Raw genomic sequence first — 11,008 nt, forward strand, 5'->3', positions numbered from 1 at the left:
GACATCGTATGACTCGGGCAAGCGAACTTTCTTAGCCGGCGCCCCGGAGCATCAGCGGCATACCTGGGATCCATTACTGTTCTATTCGTATTCGCGAGTTCGGTGGCGAATTGTTCGTGCCGCTCCGCGTGGTACATCGGGCCAGACGCCATGGCCGTGGGCACGCCGGTTGCCGACGGGCGTATCGTCCTCACCATGGGCGTTCGCGTTGCGACACTGAGGCTAGCGGTCAACGGGTCTCGGCCCAGAGGGCCTGCATCGGCATCTGATTCACGGCGACTTTCTTCGGCCACAGTATCACCGGGGCCGTTGTCGGCGCAGCGCCCTCGGCGGTGCGCTGGAACGCGCCCAGCTCAATTGTCCATGTCGGACAATCACGGCGGCAAGTCTCCGATCCTTGCGGCGTTGACCTAGTGGGGTCAATGCTTTCGACGTTTTCGTCAGGACACGAGCTTCAGCCCGACAATGCCGGCCACGATCAGTCCGATGCTGGCAAAGCGAAACGCGGCGGCCGGCTCCCCGAACAGGATGATGCCGAGCGCCGCGGTGCCGACCGCGCCGATGCCGGTCCAGACCGCATAGGCAGTTCCAATGGGCAGCGTCTTCAGAGCGAGGCCGAGCAGGATCACGCTGCCAGCCATGGCCACGAGCGTGAGCACGGACGGGACGAGCTTGGTAAAGCCCTCGGTGTATTTGAGGCCAATTGCCCAGGCGACTTCCAGGAGGCCGGCGACCAACAAAATGCTCCAGGCCATGGCGACCTCCGTTCATGGCGGGGTCGTCCCCGCGGCCGATGTGATGATGAGCGGCAAGGCCGTCCTCGCCTGGGCTCCCGATTCGTTTCGATCAGTCAGGGTCAACTGCTCTCAAGGATGAGCATTCCGACCTCAGTGGCTCGGCGAATTCACATGTTCGACAAAGCAGAAAACCGTCCGCGCCGTTCATGCGACTGGCAATCTTGCCAAATGTCGCCCCTTCGAAAAGATCCTTGTGTCTGTCGCGGAGAAGGTTGCCCAGAACGTGCCGTCGCTCAAAATCCATGCAGCAGAAAGTAACGTCGCCGTTTGGGAGAAGAACATTCCGATATTGCCGTTCGTCAGGACATGTCAGCGCTCCAACGATTGGCTGTCGTGCTTCAACCATCCTAAGCTCGCCGCTCGCAGGCCTGCTGCGCGGGGGACGCGAGCGAACGAGCGCTTCGTCAGGTATTATGTCGACTAGTTCGGGATGCACCTCGCCCATGACTATGAAGAGCAGTGACGAAATGCCGGCATCAACAAGTTGACGCATCAAATCGACATAGTTGCGCCTGACGAGACCACTGTCCATATGCGTGCCGTCGTCAAAAACGTGCACCAGGAAACCGCGGAACTGCAACGCACGCAAGCGTCTTAGATCCCGCCCATTCATTCCTACGAGGGTTGTGAAAATCCGGATTCCATGGCCGCACGCGTAGGCATGCTCAACCATTTCGGTGCAAGCCGGATTGAGCCAAGGCTCCGAATACCCGGAAAAGCTGATGTCCACAGTTGCTGGTACGCGCGCCAGGCATCGCTTGAAATCTTGCAAAGAAAGATGCTTCACGTCGGATATAGCTCTTTGCCGTTCGGCGAACTTGTCCTGCGGGCAATAAGAACATCCGACGACACAGCCCGTTGTCGTGGTTACCTCCAAGACCCTGCCGCCACTAATTGCAGAGCGCAGCTCCTGTGCAGTCATCGATTGTATATTATCCACGTCCGCGCTCCGCCATTGGGAACAAAGAGATCTTGAGGGGGCACCCTCGCATTGCATCCCTCATGTCGGTTCGCTCATGCATCATCCTCGGTTCGTCGCCCATCACCGCAACACTTCACGGTCGCAAGCCGCGGCCGCGATAGATGAAGACAGCGCCGACGGCTCACTCACCCTAGCGCCCCCAGTCCAGCAGGATCCGGTGGCTGCCGAGTGCACATGCATCGACGGCGTCGATCTAACCTCTCGCTTGTTCCAACAAGCATCACTCATGCCATTGCCGGTATTGTCCATAAGCCGACACATCCGCGATAACTGTCTTCGCAATGGCACAACGGAGGCGCAACTGCGATCGAAAGCGTACAATATGACGCTATGTACGATTTAAGCTCTCTCGAAATGAGTTGAATCGCAGCCTTCCTATGAAATGTGAGGCCGTTGCCGCCGCCCCAAGGGCCAAGTCATCATCATAGACGTGCATCGGGATCGGCCGCGCGAAGTGCCGACTGGGAATGCACTTTGCCGCAGTCAACAGTGCGAATTCTTTACCACCACTTCATGCACCAAGTCGTGAATCTCAATAGTTGGAAACGCTATACGAGGGAACGGCGTCGTCATGCTCTTCGTGTGCTCGGGAGGGCGGCTGGATAAATATCCGGGCGCCAGGGCTACGGTCGGACTTGCGAGGCGTCTTCTCGATGATGGGTCCAGAACAGGAGTGGGGCCGCGCTGGCCTTGCGTACGAATGTTCCGCCCTACTGGCTTCCGACTTTTCTAAACCGCTGGAGCAAGTCGGCGGCGCTAGTAGGGCACGGGCGACTTCACCTATATCTACGGTATCGCGATGAGCAGTTTCACGGTTGGCTCGGGCGCGGTTCGCTCATCGTCTTTCACGGGGGATCAGTTCACCGACAACCTCATTGCGGTGTTCATCGGACAAAACTCGAGTGGCACGCGCAATTTCGCTTCGACTCCGAGCATCCTGCCGACCTTGATGCGCTTCTCGCTCGGTGTCGCGTACAACGACATCGTCAACCGACTTCGATATCCTTGGCTTCGCTTAAAAGCCTCTTTGTCTCGCCCAGTCGCTTGAAGTCAGGTTGAGCTGGTCCCGGTTGTCTGAACAGAATCTGCGCATCGATAAGTGGAGCGCGTCTGCCGCGGTTATGCTGCCAGGCGGAGCGGCAGCGAGGTGAAGTAGGCTTGATCGGGCGTGCTGCCGTCAAGACTCGAATGGGGACGTCTACTGTTATGAAAGTCGAGATATCGGCCGATCGAATTGCGCGCCTCGTTGACGCTATCATAGGCCCGTAGGTACACCTCCTCGTATTTGAGGCTGCGCCATAGCCGCTCGACGAACACGTTGTCCCGCCATGCGCCCTTGCCGTCCATGCTGATCGTGATGCCGTTGTCGGCGAGCACGCCGGTAAAAGCCTGTCCGGTGAACTGGGAGCCCTGATCCGTATTGAAGATGTCCGGCTTGCCGTGACGAGCCAAGGCATCCTCCAGCGTCTCGACGCAGAAGGCTGCTTCCATGGTGATCGACAGCCGCCACGACAGAACCCGGCGTGTTGCCCAGTCCAGCACCACGGCGAGATAGACGAACCCACTAGCCATCGGGATGTAGGTGATGTCCATCGCCCAGACCTGGTTCGGCCGTGTGATCTCCATGCCGCGCAGCAGATACGGATGGATCTTGTGGCCGGGCTCGGGTTTAGTCGTGCGCGGACGGCGATAGAGCGCCTCTATCCCCATCCGCCGCATCAGCGTCTTGACATGCCGGCGGCCGATCTTGCACCCCTCGGCAGCCAGCAGGCCTCTCAACATTCGCGAACCGGCGAAAGGGAACTCCAGATGCAGCCAGTCGAGACGCCGCATGATCGCGAGATCGGCGTCCGGCACCGGACGCGGCAGGTAATAACCGCTGCCGCGGCTGATCTGCAGAATCTCCGCCTGCTTGGTGATCGACAGATCGTGCTCACGGTCGATCATCGCTTTGCGCTCAGCAATCCCGCCTTGGTGAGCGCTTCTTCTAAAAAATCGTTCTCCAGCGTCAGCTCTCCGATCTTGGCGTGCAGCGACTTCACGTCGATCGCAGGCGCGGCAGGCGACATGCTCCCAGAGCCGAAGACCCCGGAAGCGCCACCCTCCAACTGCGCCTTCCACGCCGTAATCTGATTGGGGTGGACGTCGAACTGCTCGGCAAGCTGAGCTATCGTCCGGTCGCCCTTGACGGCGGCAAGCGCCACCCGCGCCTTGAACGCCGGTGTGTGGTTCCGGCGCGATCGTCTGTTCATGGTCTCTCCTGTTCACGGCGATTATCGCCGCGTTTCAGGCGGAAACTCCACTTATCGTCTTGTTCAAATTTGCGGAGCCGGCTCTTTTCGCAGACGTCACAGAATCCAGGCAAATGGCGATCCCCATCAAAGCACCTTCGGTGGCCAGGACACATACACGGTCCGCAGTGATGTTTTCCGTTCCCCAACCATCGTGCGCGTAGGGGCGATCTTGTCGTAGATCAGGCGCTCCTCTCCATAGCCGTTGTAGGTCCGGCTCGGTTCACGATCCCATGGTCGGTTGTCTCGTGCCAGGTCCCTGGAATCAGAATTTCGGGAGCGAGTATCCACGACCTGCACCGCCCTTTATCACTGAGGGCAGGATCCGATGAAAGAGCAGGCCCCGTTTCGAGTAGGCTTGCAGCCTTCGAGCCGGACGCAATGCGCTCACGCCCTGCCGCGGAATGAACCAGCATCTAAGCTGCTTGACGTGCCACTCACTCGGCACGATCGGCCAATGAGACCGCCGATCAGCAAGCGCGCGATCAAGTTCCCGTATCAGGCCGCCCATTCTTACGGCTGCCAGTTCAGCCGTCTCATAGGATAGCGACCACGAGAGATGGCCAACTCCTATTGAGCCGGTGAAGCTCTCTCGTGCGTCCTCGATTCGCTTTTCTGTAAGATTTCGGTAGGCCTTGTGCACGCTTCCGGGAGCATTCCGAAACAGCGCGTCGAGCTCAATCAGAGCTTTCCTGAGATCATCCCGACTGGCATTCGTGATTAGCTCCTGTCGTTCGGCAAGCTCCCGCGCCTCTTTCTTCCAGGCATCAAAAAATTCTTCCAGGCATCAAAAACTGACGTTTCGGCTCGGTTGTCCACGCGCCCAGGCAAAATTTTCGTCCCAATCACCACCACCAATATATTCCATCGATAGGCGTGCGCCGACCAATTTGCAATTGGCCCGACCAGTTGCTCACACTTCATCGCCGGTGCCGAGCTGCCACAACCGAGCCGCTTTCGCAGAAGTGTACGGCCGCAGTGAAAACCTGCGCAAAATCCTACGAGGACAACGAAAAGCTGCATCGTTGTCACGATGCTATTGAGAACCCATGCGGACTGTTTTTCAATGTGCACGGGAGATCCGCGGTGCTCAGGCACGCGGACGGGGGCGTTCATATGGGGATATTCAGCCGAGCCGCGGCTGGCATTGGAATCTGCCTTGCCGTGAGCGGGTGCACCAGCCTGTATCATATTCATGACCCGCAGACAGGTGTGATCACGGCGGGTGAGCTGCCGTACTTTCTCAAGTCGATCAGGTGTGAGGTCGTGACTTTCTACCAGCTCGAACGCGAGAGGCGAAAGGAATACCTGAAGATCTACAAGAGGCGGCCTGAAGAGGCGTTCGATAGGTACGCTCATTTTGACATCGACCCCTTCCTGTACGGCACATTCTTTCTGGAGTTGAAGGTGACCGATACCGGCGGGCTCGGATCCGGTACGGCATTCGACTACAAAAGGATTCTGAGCGTGAGCAGTAATGACGTGACCCATGTGGGCCCCACTGCTTCAGCCCAGGATACCTATGACCTGATCTGGTCATTTCTGATGAAGCAGAACGCCCAGCTAGCTTCCGATACGGCGCCGGCGCCGGCGGATCCAGCAAGGTATGAGCGTGGCTGCTATCGAGGAGCGCCTGCGGACTTGATCGAACTCGAGGGCCTCGCCGAGCATAAATATCCGGAGCGCGCCGCCTACAAGCGTATCATTCGATGCATCCAAGCCGCTCGCAGCTTGGTTACGGGACAACGCGATCCTCATAGCCGCCAACAATCTCACGCCGGCCATGCCTTCGGAGAGCGCGGAGCCGGCGCAAATGACGTACACGTTTTCAGTCCAGGTTACTGGCGGCGTCGAGGCAAAATACTCTCTCACTTCTTCGCGCTGGACGCCTGCCTCAGTCCAGGCGTCGGCCTCCGCTCAGCAGTTCAGTAATCTCGGAATCTACATCAACGGTCCGAATGCCGTCCTTGCTAACGGAGCCAAATCCGGGTCCGCCGGCTATGCGGACAAAACGCCGCCGCTTGGATCAAAGGACAATCCAATTTACACGGCACCCTCGCCGGGAGGAGAAAAATCGCAGGAATTCCAAGGAGGAGCGGGGTCCACCGGACGCCGTACGGGCGCTGGGCCTCGGACAAATGGTTTCATTGTGGCGCCAGTTCCTGTGTTCCCGCCGACCCCTACACCGACGCAGTAGGAAAATGTTTCGCCTGTGGCTGCCCAGATTCGTTCTGTTGCTCGTTCTCTTGTTCTGCTGGGCGGCGAACGCTCAACCTGCGCTTCCTTCGGGCGTCTCCGAAATGGAATTGTACGGCACGGTCATCCGCGGCTCGAAATGGGACATCAAAGAGATACCGGTCTGCTGGGAAAACCTGCAGCCGAAGGATCAAAAGTATGCCGATCTTGTTCGAAAAGCGGTTGCGGAAACGTGGGAGACTGCGGCGCAAGGTGGCGTGTGGTTTGCGAAGACTTGGCCGTCCTGTACGGGCGGCGCGGCAGGTGTGCACGTGCGGGTCGCTGATGAAGGCGCCCACACCGACATCATCGGCAAGTATCTCGACGGCAAGCCATCGGGCATGACTCTCAATTTCAGTTTCGATCATTGGAGCAAAGGCTGTCGGCATAGACGCGAGTTCTGCATCCGTGCGGTTGCAGTCCACGAGTTCGGACATGCTCTTGGTTTCACGCATGAACAGAACCGCGACGATGCGCCGGAGCAGTGCCGCAACGAGAAAGCTTCTGGCTCGGTCGGCGATTATAAAGTCACCAAGTACGACCCCAATTCCATAATGAACTATTGTAATCCAGCATGGAACGGAAACGGACAGCTCAGCCCTCTCGATATCGCCGCTGTCAGGACATTCTATCCGTCCTGACACTCGGTCTTTTGGTATCCACGAGCGCTCCCGCGCAGGCGGATCGCGCGGCAGTGCAAATTGCTGCGCGTTACAACGTCAGGACGGTTCACGTCCAGTTCGTTGGCGTGATGTACAACGACAAGCAGGAAGTCGGCGGCGGCTCCGGGCTGCTCATCGGCGACAGCCTCGTGCTGACCAACAGTCATGTGATCGGACGCGAGGAGAACTATAAGAGCTTCGAAGTCAATGCCCGTCTCGGGTCGCGCAATGCGAACCCGATCAAGGTCACTGCGGTTCATCGCGACGATGCCAGAGACTTGGCTCTTCTCGAGCTGTCGCAGCCCGCCGGAAACAGCGGAGGCGCCTCTCGTTGTCCGATGCCCGTGATCGATGACAACCAGCAAGCCCCGATGGGGACTCAGCTTTATCTGCTCGGTTATCCGCTCGATCTGGATCTGAGCATATCGAGCGGTCTGATAAGCAACCAGACTAGCCCGAACGGTCGCTGGCAAACGAACACGGTCATGAACGTCGGCAACAGCGGCGGCCCCGCATTCAACGAGTTCGGCGCCCTGCTGGGGATCGCAGTTGGCGGCATCGTCAAGTGGAACGAGGCGGATGTTGTTGGCGTCAACTTCATCATTCCCGCCACCGTGATTGCTGCAAGCCCTCTGTACAGCATGATCGCGGCCATTCCAAAGTTTTCTGTTTGCTGGACCAAGTGGGTCGAGACAACGATCTCGTTTGAGAACTGGACGAAACTGAATTCCACGCATGTGCAGACGCAAGCCAATGCCGGTGTGAAGATCCCCGAAATCCTCTCCGGAGCGATCCAGACGCTTCTGCCCGAAGACCGCCGCCTCATCGTGAACGTCCCGGTGTCGCAGCTCGTCGACCCGAAGCTGATCGAGCGGGCGTATACGGTGGACAAAACCAAGGACGATCACCCGGTCGTATTTGCGGAGCATTCGGCGGACTATGCCGAGACTTTCCCGGCTGAGCCCGGCTACCGCATCACAGGGGGCACGTGGCACGTTGAGACCGCCAATGGTGCCAGCAATATCGGTTGCGCGATCAACGGCGGCGGGGCGGAGGTTCGCTTCACCTACAGGCTTACCAGCGGACCTGCTGTCGACAGGTATCGCGGATGGCTGGGCGCTACGGTCAACGTTTCCCAAACCCTTGCAAAGTAGGTAGCTGATCGATGGTCATGCTCGTCTTGCCAATTCGAGGTTCGAACGGGTTGCATCGGCTCGGCCAGGCCTTCCAGCAGCTTCGAACAGTGCTCATTGTCTTGTTTTGCGCGCTCGCGACCGGTTGCGCCCACCAGGGTCCGGCCTCGCAGCAGGCCAACCGGCATATACAGAAGGCGCCCCAGAAACATGAGAGCGCGTTCAAAAAATACGGCTATCGCTATGGCCCCGGGTACTACCACCATGTCCGGCACTATCATGCCTACCTCCCTTTGCGGCAGACAACCGGTGAGGCGAGCGAGGAAGCGCCTCCCGACAAACGCAGCACCGGAGCCGAGGTGGTGGTCAATAGACCGGTGATTAAGGGGTTGGTACCCGTCTACTTCGCCACCAATCGCGTGGTGACGGGTGGGTCCGGTCTGGAATTGACCCAGATCTCCTATAGTCGTGCGGCCACCAACACATTTGGCCGCGTGACGGTTAGCATTCCCATCGTTCGGAGTGAAGGACTATGACTACGATCGGGAGAGTGCTTTGTACGCTCCGGATAGCTTGTTCGATCTCCTCCAGCTCATTAAATCGGCGGGCAAAGTCTCACGGATTATCGTGATTGCCCATAGTCTGGGCAGCGAGGTTGTTTTGGGCGCCTTGCAGCAAGCCGCGCTGAGCCAGACGGCGCTCGGGATTACTGAATTGATTTTTGCGGCCCCGGACGTGGATCGCGACATTTATCTTCAGCGCGCGAGCCAAATCAAGGCAGCGGCGGGCGCGGTGACGTTATACGCGTCCTCGACGGATCTCGCGTTGCTCGCCTCCATGGAGAAAGCGCAATCCACGTCGCGAATGGGGTTCGTAACCAAGAGCGGGCCAACTCTCGTGCCCGGTATCGAAACGGTCGATGTTTCTGCTGTGGGAAGCGAAATGTTTGCTCTAAATCACAGTACGTACTCAACCAGCCGCGCGGTTCTCGATGACATAGGCCGGATCATCTCGTCTTCGACGCATCTTAAACCCCCGCAGCGGACCCCGACCCTGCGATCGATGCCCGACGATTCGAATACGACTTATTGGATGTATCCATATTAAGAATCGCTCTTCGGCTGTTTGCAGAGTTGTGGGCCACAAACCTGGCGGATGTGTGCGCGTTCAACGCGAAAATTAGAACGCACGGAGGCGAAAACTTGAGGGCGGATGTGGTTTCTCAATCAGCGGGTCCCAGGTTCGAGTCTGGTACGCCCATCAAAATAACGGGCGGCAGTTACTGGCGCGCCATTGGCTCGAGTCACGTCTGAGTTCGGCGTGTCGAATAATTTGCCTTGCGGAAAGCGGCAACCAAACTCGTAGGTCTCTGTTCCGATATGTGCCAAAACTGGATCGGCTGCTCCAGCTAGAGATTTTCGCCAAGACGGCCGAGCTCGGCAGCCTGTCCAAGGGCTGCGGACATTCGGCGGATGTCGAACGCGGCCGCGAGCCGACACCTGAGCGGACTTGAGGAGCGGTTCGCGGTGCGGCTGATCGAGCGCAACATGCGCCGGCAATGGCTGACCGAGGCAGGGCAGGATTTTGTTGCAGCGTTGCAGCCCGCTCCTGAACGACGCCAAAGCCGAGGATGGCGTGAGGGACCGCACGCCGTCGCCCAAGCGCATGCTGCGCGTTACGAGTTCGCTGTCGTTTGCGATGATCTACATGGCGCCGATGCTGCCCGCATTTCGCAAGCTCTACCCTAAGCTCGACGTCCAGATCATCGCGGCCAACCGCTATCCCGATTTCATCGAGCCCCGGGTCTCCCTCCGGCGAGGGCCGCCTTGTTGAATTAGTCCAATTGGCGCGCAGCAGTCCTTATGGACAGCCATAAGCCAGTACTCAGCTTGGGAAGCTTGACGGTATCGAGCTAAATCAATCTCTTACGCGCAAAACTGCCCTTAACTGCCATGAGCGGCATCAATGGGTTGCGGCCACAAAACAAAACGATGATGGGCCACCCGACCCCTACGAAATGCGAAGCCCCGCCATCCTGGCAGATGACGAGGCCAAATCTTCGCAGAGCAGTTCCACGACCAACAATTCTACATCTGCTGCTGATCTCCCGCAAGCAGCGGTCGAAACGCTGAGTGTCGAGGCTTCTGGCCTCTATGCTCAATTCGCATCATGCGAGAGTGCGAAACAGCTAGACGCCAACGCCCGGCTGATCTGGGAGCGGTATGGCGCCGGCAAGCTCTCCGACCGCGAAGCATCGCACCCTGCCGCCTGCATCGAGGGCCGCAGGCCGCACCGACGGTTCTCCGCGGCGAAGCCAGTCGGTGCTGGCGGTCAACGGCGCCTAAGCCGGTTCTTGCCCCGACGCCCGCAGCGGTCTCCGGATCGCAAGGCATCGCGCGAGCGACGGCGAATGCTCGGTGGCTCCAGCGCGCTGCCGGAGAACCTGCGGCACCACTTCACCGAGGGGCAGCGGTCCGTCTTGTGCATTCTCGCGGGCGAGATCAAGCGCCATGGCTTCTGCGACCTCCCGATCGACAAGCTTGCCGCATTGTCAGGTGTTTGTCGCACCACTGTGCAGACCGCCTTCCACGAAGCGCGACGGCTAGGATTAATCCGGATTTCAGAGCGACCGCGACCAGGCCGAAAGAACCTTCCGAATATTGTCGAGATCGTCTCCCGCGAGTGGCGGACTGGATCCAGCGCGCCGGCATCAGCCAGCCGGATAGGGTCCAAACCGGTGAAAACGGGGAGCCCCACGAAGAGCACAGATCAAGAAAGGAAGCTGCTCGGCGATGAACTGAGCGTTCGGCAAGGCCATCCTGCGCCGAGAATGCGGAATCCGGGGCAAAGCGGCCACCGATTCCGACGGAAGGCGGCCACCGATTCCGATCGAAAGCGGCCACCCGAT

At 58.9% G+C, this 11,008-nt stretch carries 10 protein-coding genes and 1 pseudogene; 8 read left to right on the top strand and 3 right to left on the bottom strand.

Annotation, left to right across the window (positions count from 1 at the left end; translation table 11 throughout):
- Positions 1-440: 440 nt before the first annotated feature.
- Positions 441-755 (bottom strand): quaternary ammonium compound efflux SMR transporter SugE, encoded by a 315-nt coding sequence (gene sugE / locus AC0L21_RS31645; protein ID WP_007600067.1) that lies wholly within the window; start codon positions 753-755, stop codon positions 441-443.
- Between the two features lie 91 nt (positions 756-846).
- Complete coding sequence (locus AC0L21_RS31650) at positions 847-1,719, bottom strand: radical SAM/SPASM domain-containing protein (protein WP_245329445.1); 873 nt, start codon at positions 1,717-1,719, stop codon at positions 847-849.
- A gap of 859 nt (positions 1,720-2,578) precedes the next feature.
- Between AC0L21_RS31650 and AC0L21_RS31655 the strand changes: the two genes are divergently transcribed.
- Positions 2,579-2,827 (top strand): hypothetical protein, encoded by a 249-nt coding sequence (locus tag AC0L21_RS31655; protein WP_473265634.1) that lies wholly within the window; start codon positions 2,579-2,581, stop codon positions 2,825-2,827.
- A gap of 71 nt (positions 2,828-2,898) precedes the next feature.
- On the opposite strand, the gene AC0L21_RS31660 is transcribed toward AC0L21_RS31655, so the two are convergent.
- Positions 2,899-4,031 (bottom strand): IS3 family transposase gene (locus tag AC0L21_RS31660; protein ID WP_473265635.1). Its coding sequence is split into 2 segments (ribosomal slippage): positions 2,899-3,776 and positions 3,776-4,031, totalling 1,134 coding nucleotides; the frame shifts between segments, so codons are not numbered across the junction.
- A gap of 1,017 nt (positions 4,032-5,048) precedes the next feature.
- Between AC0L21_RS31660 and AC0L21_RS31665 the strand changes: the two genes are divergently transcribed.
- From AC0L21_RS31665 to AC0L21_RS31695, 7 genes and pseudogenes are all read left to right on the top strand, one after another.
- Positions 5,049-6,002 carry a hypothetical protein gene (locus tag AC0L21_RS31665; protein ID WP_473265636.1) on the top strand — a complete coding sequence of 318 codons (954 nt, stop codon included), beginning with the start codon at positions 5,049-5,051 and terminating at the stop codon, positions 6,000-6,002.
- A 269-nt stretch (positions 6,003-6,271) separates the two neighbouring features.
- Positions 6,272-6,946, top strand: a complete 675-nt coding sequence (locus tag AC0L21_RS31670) for a M12 family metallopeptidase (protein ID WP_473255597.1) — start codon at positions 6,272-6,274, stop codon at positions 6,944-6,946.
- Positions 6,947-6,999: 53 nt separating this feature from the next.
- Positions 7,000-8,121 carry a S1 family peptidase gene (locus tag AC0L21_RS31675; protein WP_473265637.1) on the top strand — a complete coding sequence of 374 codons (1,122 nt, stop codon included), beginning with the start codon at positions 7,000-7,002 and terminating at the stop codon, positions 8,119-8,121.
- Between the two features lie 11 nt (positions 8,122-8,132).
- Positions 8,133-8,636 (top strand): hypothetical protein, encoded by a 504-nt coding sequence (locus tag AC0L21_RS31680; RefSeq protein ID WP_473255599.1) that lies wholly within the window; start codon positions 8,133-8,135, stop codon positions 8,634-8,636.
- Positions 8,637-8,673: 37 nt separating this feature from the next.
- Complete coding sequence (locus AC0L21_RS31685) at positions 8,674-9,207, top strand: alpha/beta hydrolase (RefSeq protein ID WP_473255600.1); 534 nt, start codon at positions 8,674-8,676, stop codon at positions 9,205-9,207.
- A gap of 365 nt (positions 9,208-9,572) precedes the next feature.
- Positions 9,573-9,620: pseudogene (locus AC0L21_RS31690) on the top strand (hypothetical protein); the annotation flags it as partial.
- Positions 9,621-9,687: 67 nt separating this feature from the next.
- A complete protein-coding gene (locus AC0L21_RS31695) occupies positions 9,688-9,933 on the top strand; it encodes a hypothetical protein (RefSeq protein WP_473255638.1) in 246 nt (81 codons plus the stop codon).
- Positions 9,934-11,008: the final 1,075 nt, after the last annotated feature.

It is taken from the genome of Bradyrhizobium sp. WSM4873, assembly GCF_055811355.1.